Here is a 14,942-nt window from a genome sequence, read left to right as displayed (position 1 = left end):
AAAAAATGCGGACATCATTGCGCGCCGCCTTCAAGCTGCATGGAGACAAGGCCGACGCCGATGCGGCGGCGCTCCGCCTCGCGCCAGCTTGCGGGTGCGGGCGGCGCATCCGGCGTTTCAAACGCAACGGTGACGCAGTTATTGTCGTCAAGATCCGAAGGCTGAAGCGGTAATCGCCATGTCTGCGTTTCACGGTCGGCGGGGTTTTTGTGGGCATAGGTCTGATCGAGAACAGTGCGGCCGTTAAAGCTGGCGCGCACTTGCTGGCGGGCGCTTTTTTCGGGGAGGTAGACGCGCCCATTGAGAACCAGTTCCTCTTCACCCGTTGGCGGCGCCTCAAAACACAGATCGAAATTCGCCTGTTCTTCAGCGTTCCACCGGCCCCACCGCTCCGGAAAACCGAAGCCCGGAATGGCTCCCTCGCGGCTAAACGAAAAAGCGCGCACAAGATCATGCTTCACATCGGCGGGCGTTGCCGCTTGCGATGCGGTGACGGAAAGGGCCGTTACGGATTCCGATGCCGGTTTATCCGTGCCGAAGGCTGATTGGAACGGCCGCATGTCATAATCGTAATAGGGGCGCACGCGATCATTTGCGGGCGGCGCCTCGAACGCGTTGTAGCCTTGTGCGGAGGCGCAAAGCTCGGTGTCCTCGCAGGTCGTTGCGGGAATATCGAGAAGAGAGACGGCGTTTTCTGCGTTCAGTTGGAGAGGGCCGCGCGCGCCCTTGGGCTTGACCAGAAAAAGCGGATGGCTTGACCGCGGCGCGTTATGTCCGGCGCCGCCGGCATCCGGCGTTTCGGCGCGCGGCGCCATGAACCGCCCATCCGGGGTGATCCGGAGTTTTCCCGCATCGAGCGTCGAGACAAGATTGGCGTCGAAAGCGACCGCGCCATGATCGGCGAAAATCAGGATCGTGCTTTGATCATAGAGATTGGCGGCCTTGAGTGCGTCGATATAGTTCGCGACGCCTTTCATGGCGCAACGCATGTTGTTCATCGCAATGCGCGGATTTGAATTCTGCGGCGGAATTTCGGTGCAATCGAATTCCCGGTTGTAGGGCGTGTGGGTGTGAAGGAAGTGCAGGAAACGCACCTGCGGGCGCGCCGCCGTGGGGGAGAGGCTGGCGGCCATCGCATCGAGGACGCCGGCGTCGTTGCCGGCGGCCGACAGCGCCACAAACCACTCGGGCGCGTCGTAAAGCGCGGGCTTCAACAGGTATGGCGCGCTTCGGAACATGGAAATGGAAACAAGCACGCCCCATTGCTTCGATGCTGAACTATTCCCGCCTGCGGCCAGATCCGCCGTATGGCCGCAAATGATCTTGGCTGCGCAGACCTCGCGTTTCGGGTTGAGAAGCATGACGTCGGCTTCGGGCGTCATGGTCGAGAGGAAGGAGCCTTCGACGACAAGATCTTTGAAAGAGTCGCTGAGCGGGCGGTCGTAATAAATCATCTGTCCGCTATGGATCGCCGGCATGGCGCCGGTGGTCGTTGGCGAGACGGACGCTGCGTCCCGGAAAAACGTGAAGCCGTCCAGCGCTTGCGTCAGCGATCCGTCTTCCAGCAAGAGAAGGTCGAAAAAATGCGAATCAAAGCTGTCGAGCAGGATCAGGATAATGTTCTCGTCCTGCGAAAGCTTAAAGAAATCCTCGACAGGAAAATTGGTGGTTTCAGCCTCGCTGGACTTCTCTTGCCCGCCTGCTGTTATAGCGGCATAGGCCGCATAGCCAAGCATGAACACGGCGCCCATGACGAACATATTGATAAGGAATGAGCGCAAGTTTGCGAACTGAAAATAGAAAAGCGCAAAGAGGCCGGCGATGAGCATGATGTCGAGTGCAAGATAAAGCGGCGGTATAGAGAGCTTGGCGTCGCCGCCATCGACGAGACCCAGATCGATAGTCATGGGCGTCAGAACCGCGCCGAAGACAAAGCCGAGGACCGCCAGAACCGCAAATACAGCAGCGGCAATCCGCAAGGGCTGTTGCGGCAACGCCCGGGCCGCAAGATAGGCGCCGCCCATGGCGCCAGCGCAGATGGCGAGCGAGCGTCCCGCAATAGTCATGAAGCCTGCCTGAAAAGCTTCCAGGTTGGCGAAATAGATTTGTGCGGGAATATAAAGGAGAACCGTAAGCGACAGAAACGCCGCCGCGGAAACAAGCGCAACGCCTTCCGGGGAGAGCTTTAGAAAATTCTCATTAGCGGTTGTCGTCATGAATTTCCTCTCCGGCCGGGTCGTCGGGTTAGAGCCCGAGAAACGCCGTCATCAGTCTTTTGTCAGTTTCTGTTGCGGAGGTCTCCCGTTCGGGATGCCACATGATTCCTGCAAGCGGTTCTGCCGGGTGAAAGAACGCTTCCACATGGCCGTCACTGTCTGTTGCAGCGGCGATGAGGTCGGGGGCTAGGCCCTCCGCGGCGATGGCGTATGAGTGATAGGAATTGACCTCAATTTCGTCCGGCGCGGCGTCTAAATAGGCAGGCAGCGTCTCCCCGGTCTTTTTGATGCGATGGCGCACGCCGGCATGCCCTTCAACGGGCGTCAGTTTTCCGCCAAGGTCCATATTGAGAAACTGCATGCCGCGGCAGACGCCGAGCAACGGAACATTGCGCGCCCGCGCATAGGCGATGACGGCGCGTTCGAAATCGTCGCGGCGAAGCGAAACTTGCGAGCCGCGCGCTTCGTCAGCAAGGCCCGCAATATCATTGCCGCCGCTGAGGATGAAGCCGTCGAGTTGCGCGGCGCCCAGATAGGCGGCGATCTTCTCCGGCGCCGCTTCGAGATTCGGCAGGGGTGCGAGCGCCGCGTTAAGCACGACAAACAAATCCGCCCACGCCTGATCTAGACAGTCATGGGGCTGGCCGTAAAGCGCCGTCGTGACGCGCTGTGTGACGCCGATGCGTTTCATGAGAGCGACGTTTTCCTTCAGCGCAGGGTTTCCAACCGTTGATTGAGACAGTCAAGGAGGACGACTTTGGCGTGTTGCAATTTCTCGAACAGGACTTCGCCGACACCGATGGCCGCGGGCAGGCCGAATTCCGCGGCGCGGATCGCCATGTGGGAATTGGCGCCGCCATATTGCGTGACGAGCCCCGCCATCTCGCAACCGAAAAGCCAGTCAAAGCCGGGGTCGGCCTGGGGGATGACGACGATTTTGCCTTTGAGATCCGCCGGATCGGGCTTTGCCTCCTGGCCGACGGCGATGATGTCTGCGGTAATCGATTTCGACGTCACGAAATTCGGCGCCGAGGGCGGATAGAAGAAAGCGTGAAACTGCGTCTCATCTGTGATCAGCGGCGGCAGTTCGGCGTTGAGCGCGATCATGCGGCGTTGTTCGTAGAGGTCCGCCATGTTGCGGATGAAGTCGCCCGGATCGCCGAAGCCTTCGCCCGCGCGTAAAGAGAGGTAAGTGTCGAAAGGAATCTGCGCGAGGAGGTCGCGCCCGGCGCCGATCTCCGCGCCGAAGGCCACAAGATCGTCGAGGGCTTGGCTTAAGTTTCGGGTGAAGACGAACTTGGCGTATTCGCGTCCCTCGATGGCGCGGCGCACGAAATCGTCGAAGGCACTGAAGTCCGTAACAAGGCCGAGCTTTGAAAGCGCGCTTTGCATTTTCTCCCATGCGCCGGCGGGCCATTTCGGCGCTTCATGAGGCGGCGTTGAGGAAAGTCCGCCAATGGCGTCACGCAAAAGCCGCCCATCGTCTTCGTGATAGGCGGGCGAAAGGATGTCATAGGTGCCGGGACGCAGATGTCCGTATCGCGCGGAGAACTCCTCCCATGAAAGCCCGCCCGACGAGGCCTCAAGCCCGTCAGTGACGAACTGTCTCGCCACTGTGTTGGTGGAGTTGAGATAGGCGTCAAGAAACGCCTGATCCATATGGCCTTTCGCAACGGCGGAGCGCATGAGGGTCGCCGCGACAAAGCCGCTGCGGGCGAGATGCGCGAAGGGCAGCGTGCCGAAGCGGCGGCAGTCTTCGAGCAGCGCGCAGGCGCGCTCCAGCCGCGACAGGGGTTTCTGCATGATCGCGTCAAAGCGCGCGGCGAGCGTTTCGATGGTTGCGAAATCTTCGCGGTAACGGGCGAAGCCGTTTTGAGTGACGGCGGCGAGCCCTTGCCGCAGTTCGTCAATATCGGCTTTTGAAAACCCGGCGGGCGCCAGTTCCTTTTCCGCGCGGTCGGCAAAATCGAAAGAAAGACAGGTGAAGGCGATATTGAACTCCACCTTGTCGTGGAGTGACGGCGCGTTTGCGAGGCGCGTCAGATAATGATCGACGAGACGGCCAGCGAGATCATCCGAGATGCCGGCCGGAATGAAAGATGAAAAGCTCGCCTGCACATTGACATAAGGCCGGCCTGCGAAGGAAACGATCAGCGGCTGGGGCCGCACGTCGCGGTAGCCATATTCTGCACGCTGGCGCGCCCAGGTTTCGTCGCAGATGAGATAGCGGTAAAGGCTGATGGAAAGCAGCGACGGCCGCGTGCCGACGATCTCCGCCGGATTCCAGTCGGGCATGACGCCGAAGGCCGTCTTGCCGCCCGCCGCGCGTTCATGCTCGCGATAGCGCGCGACCGCCTGTTTCAACTCTTCGCGCAAAAGCGAATCGTCGATCGCCCATTCATCGTGATCGACGGCGATGGGGCGAAGCTGAAGCAGGCAGATCTCGCCATCCGCCGTCACTGCAAATTCCAGATCGAGCGTGTCGTAGCCCACAAGCCGGATAAGTTCGCGCGCGCCTTCCACAAGACCCGCCATCCACGAAGGCGCGTCCGGCGGCGGCGCTGGCGCGTCATGATGAAGATAGAGAACCTTGAGATCGCCGGTGCCGGCGGTGACGCCGTCGGTCGCCCCTTCGGTCTCGTCGAAATTGACGACGAAGTAAGGCGCGCCATGGCTTAAGGTGCGGGTGAAGACGACGCCGTTCGCAATGACGTCCGACAGCATGGGCTGCACCAGCACCTGATCGTCGGGGTTGCGGGGGCCGTATGAGGCGATCACTTCGTTGACGGCGCTTGCGAACTTTTCCGTTTGCCCCAGATCCACATCGGGCAGGCTCGTATAGACACCCGCATTCGCGGTGCTCCAGCAATCCTCGGCGAGGGACGATGAGCGAACGATCACTGGCGCGCCGTCAAAAGCGGAGCGGACCCTGGCGTTGATCGCCGCTTCATCGCGCTCCCACTCGCTGATGGAGAACTTCACCTGATCTTCGATGCGCATGGCGCGCACCAGCGGCTTCAGACGGTCGAGGGTTTCGGCTTTAGTGCCGAGAACGAAGCGCGCAAGATCCTGCGGCGCATTGAGTTCCGCCCAGGCGCCGGCGACATCATGAAATGAGATCGAAAACCGGTCATTCGCAATGAAATGGGAGATGAGCTTTGCGACGCCGCCGGTTTCGGCCAGCGAGGCGTTTGTCTTGCCGAGGTCATGGACCGCCTTCATGGCTGAAGGCGAAAACTTCACAAGGCCGATGAATTCCGCGTCTGCTTCATCGAAGCCGATCTCTTTGCCGATGGCGGCGAGAGCGCCGTCTTTGACGATAACTTTTTCCGCAACCGCCATATCGCGTTCGGTGCGTGCGGCGTAACGGGTCTTCCATGCGCTGTCGACGGCGAGAGAGATATCCGCCGGATCGTTGACGAGCGCCGCAGCAGCGGCCTCGTGAAAGACGATATCGGCGTAACAGACGAGCGCTTGTTTTTCTGCCGCGACCGGCGCGCAGCGAAGCGTCTTGATACTGCCGCTCATTCGCCAGTCGGGATTGAGCGTGATATGAAAATCAGGGAGCGCCGCCGCCGCTTTTTCCGCTGCGAAGCCGGCGATGAAATGGCGGACATCCACATGCGATTCGACCGCCTGCTTCACCCAGGCAAGCGCCGCGTGACCTGGCGGATGGTCGGCGGAAGTGCCTTTCGAGCCGTAGCCGGTTGGCCGTCCGGCGCCGAGAATGACAAGGTCCGTTCTGGCGGTCACCGGCGCCATGACGCGCTCACTCCGCGATTTGAGAGGAAGCGGCTTGCGCGGGCTCGGCGCTCTGGCTTGTGCGGCGCGAGCGCGCGATTGCAAGGCCAAGCGACCAGAAATTGTTGAGCGTCCAGTAAAAGACGATTGCTGACGCCAGCGAATAGATGAGGCCGAAAATCACAAAGCCGATGATGCTGGATTTTATTTTCGCGCCCACTGCGCCTTCCTGAAAGCCGAAGGATTCAACAAGCGTTGTCGCCAGCATCACAATGGGGAGAAGGTTGATATGGGCCAGACCGAAGGGCGCGCCCGGCAGGGGTAAAAGCGCGTCCGGCGCGCCGAGGTCGTGAAGGAAAAGAAACGGCACGCCCTGCATTGCCGGATAGTCCATCAAGAGGAAGAGGCCCGCGAGCAGGAAAGGAACCTGAATGAGAAGGCCGCCCGCCGTCTTCACCGATTTGATCGGATGATAATTGAACTCCTTGTAGATACGCTCAATCTCGTTGAAATGCTCTTCGCCCTTGTATTTGGCTTTGGCTTCGCGCAACGGACCGGCCATCTTCGCCTGTAATTCCGTTTCTTCTTTCTGGAGGCGTGTTGCGATTTTCCGCAAGGGCGTGATCGCGGCGTAGACAATAATGCTCAGTATGATGATCGAAACGCCCCAGCTTGACGTGACGGCGTGCGCCACCTTCAAGACGAGGTCCATCACGAAAATGACCGGGAAAAGAATGAATTCGAGCGCGGACGCCACGTCGCCCCTCCAGCTAATACGAAATACGCGCTATGTGCGCTTTGGCGCATCCAATGCGTCACGCACTTTTTGCACAGTGCGACACTATTGTGAAGGGGCGCAAACGTCCTAGAAAACCGCCGAGCCGGGCAAGTCGAACAGGCGTTTCAAGGCGGTAGCGCGCGTCAGCGGCGCCATGAAGTAATAGGTGACGCCTTCGGTCATGTCCTGCGGCGCGCCAGCGAGTGCGGCCGCGTTTTCAAGCTTGTCGAGGACGGAGCGCAGGGCGACGGCGCGCAGGATCGGATCGTAATAGCTGAAGACCATGCGATAGAGCGCCTGATTGTCGGGAACTTCCGTCTCAGCCGCCATAAAACGTAACGGCTCGGTCTCAAGCGCGGCGACAAGATCGCCCACATCGAGACCGGGCTGCATGATGAAAGCGCTGACGCCCGGACGGCCGCGCACGAGGCTGGACCATAAAAGGCCGTCCGCGCCGCGCACATGGGGCAAATATCCGGGGTGAATATGGAGAAACCGGATCTGTGGAATGTCGAACGCCGCCGGGGGCAGGATACCGCCGCCACTGAACAGGATCAGCGACTCCGGCTCGGCCTTTAGTGCCTCAAGGAAAGCAGGATCCTTGAAGTTTTCAATCTCAAGCATCTCGATGTTGTCTGAATAGGGGGAAAGGTCAGGCCCCGCTCGCAACGCCTCGAAAAAACCGTCGCCGAGATCGAAGGCGGCTTCGAGTTTTTCGGTTATGTCACCAACAAGGCCGGGATAGTGTTTGGCGAGCGCCCGCGGCCAGTGATTGGCGAGCTGATCCTGACGCGCGGCGCTCATATTGGCGCGTACGCCTTTGGGGAGCAGTTTCGAAATCCCGCCCGGCCGCGGAACCATGTGAATGATTTTCTTCACTTGAAAACCATTGCGGCGAAGCATTTCGAGATAGGCTCGTCCCGTGGGGCCTTCATAAAAAAGAACGGTGAGGTCGAGTGTTTTCACGCCCCGTCTCCGATCCTGTCGAAAGCGGCGCTTAAAAGGCTTTCAAGCGCGACGGCCGCGCGCGCGCCGCCCTTGTCTTCGTAAGCGCCAAGCGCATTGGCGGCGCCGTTCAGGAATTTCATCGCAAGTCCGGCGTCGCTCGCGCTTTTCTGCGAGGCGGCGATGAGGCAATAAGCGAGGGCGGGATAGGTTTCTTTTTTGGCGGGCGTCTTGGCGTCGGCGGGCTTCATCAGCGCGGCGTCATAGTGTTCGTGAAGTTTTTTGAAAATGTCGATGCGCCGGCACAGCGCTTCCAGCGTTGCATAGTCGTTCTCGCCAAAGGCGGATGCTCGCGCGAGCAGGTCCGCGAGCGTTTCATGAAGCGAAATAGCGCCGTCTTTTGTTTCTTCCGATGGGACGGCGCCAAGCATTTCAGAAACTGCGTTGCGGCAGCGCGCGTCAAGATTCTCAACGGCGCCGTCGTCGCCGAGAGACGCATTGAAACTAAGCCGCGCAAGCTCTGCGGCGGCGGCCTTCGCGCTCGTTCCCACATTGTAAATCCAGCGCGTGCGTTCCTCGGTGATCGCCTCCCGCACCGATCCGGCTTTGTCGACAAGTCTGCGGATCGTCTCGGGAAGGCTGGCGATGTCGGATGGATCGACAACGGCGCCGATATTGGAGCGGATCGCCGCCTCCATGGGCTCAATGCCCAGTTCGGCGTAAGACGGATTGTTCATTTTCTTTGGCGTGTCGATGAAGACGACCGGGCGCAATCTGGAAAACGCATAATCGAAGGCGGCGCCCGACCAGTCGCTGATCGCAATGTCGCTTTCGTAAAATGACGTCTTGTCCGCCATGTCCGTTTCAAGCGTGAATAGCGGATTGCCGCCGAACGCCTCTTTTAGCTCGCCGATCTTTTCGGCGCTGAGGCGGCGGGTTTGCGGATGGGGCCGGGCGGTCACCTTGAAGCCGGCGTCAAGCAGGGCCCCCACGACCTTATTACCCATGGTCTCGAACAGACCGGTCGGTCCCCATGAGGGTGCCACGAGTACATGAGCGGGCCCTTCGCGGAGGGGCTCATCCGCCGGAACATCCGCAATGATCTCGTCAAGACGGCCATAACCATGCTGGACCAGCCTTTTCTCCGGCAGCCCCTTTTGTTGTTCGCGCGCCCTGATTTCGGTTTCATGATGCGGGCCGGCGCACAGCACCGTGTCATAGTGATCGAAGGCGCCGTCGCGATAGATGAGATGCGTCGAGACCGGTGAGTGAAAGAGATAGACATACTCGCCGCAGCCGTCCGATTTTTTGAGCGTCAACTGGCCGAGATCGGGCATAGTCAGGGCCATGATGTCGGCCTCGATATCGGCGAAGAAATTCTTGCGTCCGCCGCCTTCGCCAACATTGAAGGTTCGAACAAGCGGGTGGCGCAGCTTCAGGCCCGGATCTTTTTCAGAAGAGGTGATGAAAATAAAAGGACAGTGATGCGTCTCAAGCAGCTCTTTGAGGACGCCGCGAAAATGCGGCCAGTATTCAGGGCCTTCAGAATAAATAACGAGATTGCGCCGGGCGCGCGGGAGGTTTGTGAAAGCTTCGAGCGCCTTGATTTCTTCGATGAACGACATCGGCGCCGATTACTCCGCGGGACGCCAGAACTGGGTGAGTTCGCCGCGCGCCGCCAGCGCCTCGTATTTCTGGAGATCTTCGAGCGTGTCGGTTTCAAGCCAGCCGCTTTCGACCGCCGCAGCGTGAATGGGGAACCCGGCGGCGATGAGGCGCGTCAGAAATTCGGTCATGAACATCTGGTCGAAGGACCGGCCTGCATATTGCGCGTTGCGGTCGAGATTGTCGTAAAACGCCAGAACATTGCGCTGCGCCGCCGGCGAAACTTTGGTGAGGCCGATATATTGCCCTTCAATGTCGGCGAGCGAGGCCGCGCGCTGGCCGATTTCCAGAAGCGTGCCGTCCGGGTTGAGCTTCAACGATTCCGCGTCAGCAAGCGGGTCGGGCATGCGTTCGCGCCACAGCGCCAGCCAATTGCGGTCGATGACAGTGGCGAGCGGACCTGGCGCCGCGATCAACGCTTCAAGGATGCGCGGCTCATAGACGATGTCCGAATAGGCGATGATAAGGTTTTCGGTGCCATCGAAGAGGGGCGAAGCGCAAAACAGGCTCACGACCATATTGGTGTCGGCGAAACGCTCATTGTGGAAGTGATGCGTTCCGACGCCTTCAAGGGTCTCTGCCGCATAACCGGTGACCAGCGAAACATCCTCGACGCCCGCAGCTTCAATTGCTTCGAGCTGATGAAACAGCATGGGCTTGCCGAGGAGAGGAACCATGCCTTTGGGGATGGAGTCCGTCAGCGGGCGAAGGCGCGTTCCCTGTCCCGCACACAAGATCACGACTTTCGTCATTCGCTGGTCCCAGTCATTGAGGAGGCCGGCAAAGCGTTTCGCCTTGCCGGCCTCAAATCAGTCTTGCCGCCGAAGCGGCCGATAAGCGGCTATTCGCTTTTTTCTTTTTTGGGCCCGCCGGTGAACACGCGCATAAGCTTGTGGAAATATTTGCGCAAGGTGAAGGTGATGGCCGCGAAGAAGCCGAGGATCGCCGAGGTGATGGCCGCGCCCGAACCCGGATCGAGATAGGCGTGCGCAGGTGTCACACCGAGGATGGCGAGCGCCGTAACCAAAACCAGAATGTCGCCTTTGCCGGGGTTCGTTGACATAGCTACTTGTCCTTTTCAGCTGTCCACGGCGCGCTGGAAAATCTTCCCGGGGGCTCTTTTGCAGCCCCTGCTTGACGGCGTCGCGCTTGACACAAATGTGACAAGAAATTGTCGTGAAAGCTTCGCAAAGTCAATGAAGGAGCGCAAAAAGTTCGCCATTTGGACGCCCGCGGCAATATTGACCTGTTTACCAGGCGGCGGCGTGTATTGACTAGTCGGGTAGCTGGCGTTGCCGGATTGGGACGAAGACTGGGTTGCACGATCCGCCAACGACCGGCTTGCAAAAATTCCGCATCTGCACAAAACAAGGCGCTCGGTTAGTACAAGATAGGGCAAAAACGGCGGCAAACTTATGAAACTTTTTAAGGCGAAAGCCGACGTGATCGTTTATACCATGGGCAAGGTCGGATCGAGCAGTGTATCGCAATCATTAAAGGCGGCGGGCGTCAATTGCTACGACGTGCATTTTCTTGAGACGGAGCGCATGGGAAACATGCTCAAGCGCTATCTCAACAACCCAGATCTGAAGCAAACGCCTCCGCATATTATTGAGTCCATTTTAGTCCGAGACCATATCGAAGCGAGTAACCAGGTCCGCGTAATCAGTTTAATTCGAAACCCAATAATGCGAAATATATCAGCGGTTTTTCAGAACACGCCTATACGAATGCAAAAAGATCGGGACGCAATATTTGAGCGTTTACGTAATACAAATGCACGCACGCCAGATATATGGTTCAAGAAAGACTTTATTCCGGTTACTGGCATTGATGTTTTTAAGCACGATATTGATTCTTCAGCGGATCATTTTCGATTTAACAAAGGAAAGTTCGATATTCTATTGTTGAAGCTTGAGGCGCATGATGAGCGAAAATCAAAATTGATCAGCGACTTCCTGGGCAAAAAGATCGTACTTTCACGCGCGAATGAGGCAAATAACAAGTGGTATCGAGACATTTATAAACAAGTTATGGAATCGCCTGGTGCCGTCCGCGACGGTTACATAGATGAATGTATGAACCTGAAAACGATAAAGAAGTTCTATTCAGATGATGAGCGCCAGAAGTTCCAGGAGATGGCTGCGCCCAAAACCGCGTCTGGCGGCTGATACGAGAAGTCAATTCACGAGATCAATGTTATGTTAATAGTCTGCAATGGCGCCCAAAAAAGTGGATCTTCATGGCTTGTTCAGCTTGTGCGCCGCTCCAAGCTTGCCGTCCCGTTACCGGCGGAGTTTCGCAATCCTGGCTGGAAAAACCCTTCGTTCGATCGCGATAAGGAAAACGCCGCCCTGTCGGTGGAAGCGTTCGGCGCGAGGGACTATTACGTGAAACAGCACTGGTTCCGAACCCCGCTTTTCAGCAAGATCCTGGCGGCGCCACATGTTCGAATGTTAAATATTGTCCGCGATATCCGGGATACAATCGTGTCTCGTTATTATCACAAAAAACGCGTTGATGGCTATGATGCTCCCTTTGAAGAGTTTATCGAGCGAGGAATTTTTACGCGGCATACGGAGCGCATTATCGAATTTCACGCCTCATGGCATATGAAGGGGCCGTCCCCCTTTCTGACAAGCTATGAAGCCATGCAAGAAGATTTCGATACCGAGGCGATTGAAATTCTCCAATATCTCGGCGTCGCCCCCGAAGCGCTGTCAAAGACGGTGAAGATGGCCAAAGAAGTCACCACATTTGAAAATCTTCCCAATACCGGCGACGGCAAGCATTTGCGCAAGGGTGTTTCCGGCGACTGGCGCAACCATATGACGCCTGAGCTTGAAAGCGAAGTGCTCTCCTTTGTGAAAAAACGTGGCTATGCCGACGTCAAACAGTCTATGGCAAGGCAATATCCCCGGCTTGAGAAATGGCTCTCTGAAACTGACATCGGTTTGAAAAGGCGCGGCGCTCTTGGCTGAACCAAAGCGCTACGATGTGAGAGTCTTTTCGCCTTGCTGATCACAGCTTTATATCTTCGACATATCGAACCGAAGATGCGTCTGCGAGTGCACGCGACAGTTTTACATAAAACAGGCCGCCTGAGTGCGGGTAGCTTGTCCGGTCTTCTTCCGGCAGACCGATCGATGCGGAGGTGATGAACATGGCGTCATCAATAATCGCAAGGCTGGTGGGGCGGGGAACTGGCATGGCGATTTCGTGGAGCAAACCGCCATCGGGCGAATAGCGCCTCACGGCGAACCCGTCCCAAAAGGCGATCCAGAGACACCCTTCGGCGTCGACTTCCATGCCGTCCGGATACCCGTCATTCTCGCCGAATTGGAGGAAGGGTTTCTTGTTGCGGATTGCGGTCCCGTCCGTTTCCGCGACGAACACGGTCTGTCTTGCGGAGTCGGTGAGGTAGACGCGCCCGCGCGCGGGGTCGAAGGCCGGGCCATTGGTGACGTGATAGGGGTCATCGACTTTCGTCACGGCGCCGTCGGCTGAAAGCTGCCACCATGCGCCGGAGGTTTCTTTCTCCGCGTCGTCCATAGTGCCCGCCCAGAAAAAGCCGGCGGGGTCGGCCTTGCCGTCATTGAAGCGGTTGCCAGGCTTGTCTGTTTCGGGATCAATGATCGGCGTGAAATGCGCTTTGCCGTTTTCGATGCTGAGCCGCGCAAAACCGTTGCGATAAGCGCAGATAAAACCGCCGGAGCGCGCCAGCGCCATCGCGCTGACCATACCCGGGGCTGCTATGATGTTGGTCTCGCCGCTATCCAGTGCGTGGCGGAAAATTGTTTCGCCCTTGATGTCGAGCCAGTAGAGCGCGTTTTCGCGCGGATCCCATAGCGGGCCTTCGCCCAACAACGCGCCGACATTCGCGACGACTTCCGGCGGGCTATGGGTCAGCGCCGCTGTCATGCCGGGTCATGAAGGCGGGAAAGCACGCCGCCGTCAGCGTAGATCGTTGTTCCCGTCATGAAGCTTGCCTCATCGGACGCAAGAAACAGCGCGATCTTCGCAATTTCTTCCGGGCTGGCGATGCGGCCAGCCGGGTGAATGTTTTCGAGTTCGCTGAAGGCCGCTTCCTTGCCGTCAAAGCCCGCCATAAGCATGGGCGTCGAGACCGCCGCCGGCGCGAGCGTTACGGCGCGCACTTTCGGGCCGAGATCGACCGCGAGCGCGCGGGTCAGTCCGTGAATTGCGGCTTTCGATGTCGCATAGGCGGCGAATTCAGGCTTGGTCGCCTGAGCGTGCACCGATCCCATATTGATGACGACGCCTTTGTTCGTTTCTAGTTCCGGAAGGAATTCCTTTGCGAGCAGCATCGGCGCGGCGACATTGACGTTGAAGGTTTCGACGATGGCGTCATGCTCAAGTTTGTCGAGGCGGGCGAGGCGTTGCGTTGCCGCGTTGTTGACGAGCGCGCGCAAGGGCGCGCCTTTCGCGGCTTTGCGAACCTTTTTGGCGAATTCGGCGAGCGCGCCCGTGTCCGGCGCAAAGGCGCTTAGGTCGGCTTCGATAAAGGCGCCCGAACTTTTCGCTGGTTTTTTGGCGTCGGTAGTGATCACGTTCCATCCGGCGCCCGCAAAGGCGTCAACGAGAGCAGAGCCGATGCCGCCTGCCGCACCCGTGATGAGAACGCTTTTTGTCATGCGGCTTTTCCCAGAAAACGCGCGATTTTCTCAATCGCGATATGGCTTACCCGGCGCACTGCGTCGGCGGAGTTGGAGCCGTTATGGGAGCCGAAGATGCAACGGTCGAATTTGCGCAAGGGGTTGTCCGGCGCCAGCGGCTCCACTTCAAAAACGTCGAGCGCCGCAGAATGAACGACGCCTTTTTCCAGCGCGTCGAGAAGCGCCGCTTCTTCGATCACCGGGCCGCGCGCCACATTGACGACGCGGACGCCGGGCTTGAGTTTGCCAATGATGTCGCGGTTGAACATGTGTTTCGTCGCCGGATTGAGCGGACAGGTGAAGACCAGGAAATCCGCTTCATCGAGGCGCGCGGGCCATGGCGCGGTTTCAACGTCGATCCCGGCGACAGGTTTATACATCGGGTCATAAGCGATCACCTTGCCGCCGCAGGCGATGATGCGTTTTGCGGTTTGCGATCCGATATCGCCGAACCCGACAAGAGCGACCGTGCGGCCGGCGACCGAAATCCCGCTCGGCTTCGGCCAGCCATTGTTGAACCGGATATCGCGGTCGATAAAATAGGTCTCGCGTGCAAGCCCGAGGAGATAGGTGAGCGCCACGTCCGCGACTTCGCCGCCGAAAACGCCGGGCGTGTTTTCAACCGGAAGGCCGAGATCCCTGAACGCGGCGAAATCGACATTGTCGACGCCGACGCCCCATTTGACGGCGGCTTTCAGTTTGCCTTTCGCAGCCGCCTCAACCACGCGGCGCGTCGCCGGGTCGTCGCCGATGATCCAGCCTTCATGGTTTGGGACAAGATCGAGCAATTCTTCCTCGCTCAAGATTTGCGTCACCTTCGCCGGCGTGAAATCGAGCCCGTTTTTATCGAAGCGTTCAGCGAATTCGTCGATGAGGCCGAGCATCGGCGGGCAGGTGACGAGAATGTTCGGGCGCGCCATT

At 58.5% G+C, this 14,942-nt stretch carries 13 protein-coding genes; 2 read left to right on the top strand and 11 right to left on the bottom strand.

Translation table 11 applies throughout. The features are described from left to right. Window positions 1–14: 14 nt before the first annotated feature. From ACFC5L_RS01200 to ACFC5L_RS01165, 8 genes are all read right to left on the bottom strand, one after another. Complete coding sequence (locus tag ACFC5L_RS01200) at window positions 15–2,216, bottom strand: sulfatase-like hydrolase/transferase (RefSeq protein WP_375202109.1); 2,202 nt, start codon at window positions 2,214–2,216, stop codon at window positions 15–17. A gap of 28 nt (window positions 2,217–2,244) precedes the next feature. Next, on the bottom strand, window positions 2,245–2,907 hold the full coding sequence (locus ACFC5L_RS01195; RefSeq protein WP_375202110.1) for a gamma-glutamyl-gamma-aminobutyrate hydrolase family protein: 663 nt from the start codon (window positions 2,905–2,907) through the stop codon (window positions 2,245–2,247). A 17-nt stretch (window positions 2,908–2,924) separates the two neighbouring features. Then, a complete protein-coding gene (locus ACFC5L_RS01190; RefSeq protein WP_375202111.1) occupies window positions 2,925–5,978 on the bottom strand; it encodes a PEP-utilizing enzyme in 3,054 nt (1,017 codons plus the stop codon). A gap of 7 nt (window positions 5,979–5,985) precedes the next feature. Continuing rightward, the gene (locus ACFC5L_RS01185; RefSeq protein ID WP_375202112.1) at window positions 5,986–6,714 is read right to left on the bottom strand and encodes a YidC/Oxa1 family membrane protein insertase; all 729 of its coding nucleotides are present in this window, start codon (window positions 6,712–6,714) and stop codon (window positions 5,986–5,988) included. A gap of 108 nt (window positions 6,715–6,822) precedes the next feature. Next, window positions 6,823–7,701 (bottom strand): formyltransferase family protein, encoded by an 879-nt coding sequence (locus ACFC5L_RS01180; RefSeq protein WP_375202113.1) that lies wholly within the window; start codon window positions 7,699–7,701, stop codon window positions 6,823–6,825. Then, window positions 7,698–9,305: a hypothetical protein gene (locus ACFC5L_RS01175; RefSeq protein WP_375202114.1), complete on the bottom strand. Its 1,608-nt coding sequence runs from the start codon at window positions 9,303–9,305 to the stop codon at window positions 7,698–7,700. The genes ACFC5L_RS01180 and ACFC5L_RS01175 overlap by 4 nt, the downstream gene beginning before the upstream one ends. A 9-nt stretch (window positions 9,306–9,314) precedes the next feature. Then, window positions 9,315–10,097 (bottom strand): phosphocholine cytidylyltransferase family protein, encoded by a 783-nt coding sequence (locus tag ACFC5L_RS01170; RefSeq protein ID WP_375202115.1) that lies wholly within the window; start codon window positions 10,095–10,097, stop codon window positions 9,315–9,317. 89 nt (window positions 10,098–10,186) lie between these two features. Further along, a complete protein-coding gene (locus ACFC5L_RS01165) occupies window positions 10,187–10,408 on the bottom strand; it encodes a hypothetical protein (protein WP_375202116.1) in 222 nt (73 codons plus the stop codon). A 352-nt stretch (window positions 10,409–10,760) separates the two neighbouring features. Here ACFC5L_RS01165 and ACFC5L_RS01160 point away from each other — a divergent pair, with 352 nt between their 5' ends. Further along, a complete protein-coding gene (locus tag ACFC5L_RS01160; RefSeq protein ID WP_375202117.1) occupies window positions 10,761–11,516 on the top strand; it encodes a putative capsular polysaccharide synthesis family protein in 756 nt (251 codons plus the stop codon). Between the two features lie 30 nt (window positions 11,517–11,546). Next, window positions 11,547–12,326, top strand: a complete 780-nt coding sequence (locus tag ACFC5L_RS01155) for a sulfotransferase domain-containing protein (protein ID WP_375202118.1) — start codon at window positions 11,547–11,549, stop codon at window positions 12,324–12,326. 40 nt (window positions 12,327–12,366) lie between these two features. Here the strand turns inward: ACFC5L_RS01155 and ACFC5L_RS01150 are convergent, their stop codons facing one another. From ACFC5L_RS01150 to ACFC5L_RS01140, 3 genes are read right to left on the bottom strand one after another with little or no spacing between them, the layout of a single operon-like run. Then, window positions 12,367–13,266, bottom strand: a complete 900-nt coding sequence (locus ACFC5L_RS01150) for an SMP-30/gluconolactonase/LRE family protein (protein ID WP_375202119.1) — start codon at window positions 13,264–13,266, stop codon at window positions 12,367–12,369. Beyond that, window positions 13,263–14,000, bottom strand: coding sequence for an SDR family NAD(P)-dependent oxidoreductase (locus ACFC5L_RS01145; RefSeq protein WP_375202120.1), 738 nt, complete (start codon window positions 13,998–14,000; stop codon window positions 13,263–13,265). The genes ACFC5L_RS01150 and ACFC5L_RS01145 overlap by 4 nt, the downstream gene beginning before the upstream one ends. Beyond that, a complete protein-coding gene (locus ACFC5L_RS01140) occupies window positions 13,997–14,941 on the bottom strand; it encodes an NAD(P)-dependent oxidoreductase (protein ID WP_375202121.1) in 945 nt (314 codons plus the stop codon). Before ACFC5L_RS01140 ends, ACFC5L_RS01145 begins: the two co-directional genes overlap by 4 nt. Window position 14,942: the final 1 nt, after the last annotated feature.

Source organism: Hyphococcus sp., assembly GCF_041986965.1.
In the GTDB taxonomy this organism is placed as follows: Bacteria; Pseudomonadota; Alphaproteobacteria; order Caulobacterales; family Parvularculaceae; genus Hyphococcus.
Note: the sequence above shows the minus strand (reverse complement) of the source record. Positions and strands in the feature narration are given on the sequence as shown.